The organism is Raoultella sp. T31 (assembly GCF_002806725.1).
Classification (GTDB): domain Bacteria; phylum Pseudomonadota; class Gammaproteobacteria; order Enterobacterales; family Enterobacteriaceae; genus Klebsiella; species Klebsiella electrica.
On sequence record NZ_PIBO01000123.1, the window covers coordinates 1 to 243 of the forward strand.

Annotated in this window: 1 protein-coding gene; it reads right to left on the minus strand. The window is 51.0% G+C overall.

What is annotated here, in order from left to right; genetic code table 11:
* Positions 1-221 (minus strand): acid resistance repetitive basic protein Asr (gene asr, locus CWM52_RS25980; RefSeq protein ID WP_100686665.1); only part of this gene is annotated, 221 nt, incomplete at its 3' end.
* Between the last annotated feature and the right edge of the window lie 22 nt (positions 222-243).

Here is a 243-nt window from a genome sequence, read left to right on the forward strand (position 1 = left end):
GGTTTAGCAGCGGCTTTGTGGTGTTTTTTCGCAGCCTGGGCTTTCTGTTCAGCGGCCGGTTTAGCAGCGGTTTTGTGCTGTTTCTTATGATGCACGGTTTTGGCAGTGGTGCTGTGAGTTGCAGCAGCCGGAGCCTGAGTGGTGCTTACTGCGTCAGCAGCGAAAGCAGCAGAAGACAGACCCATAGCAGCGGCAACGACCAGAGCTAATACTTTTTTCATTCTGATATCCTCGAAATTGTTT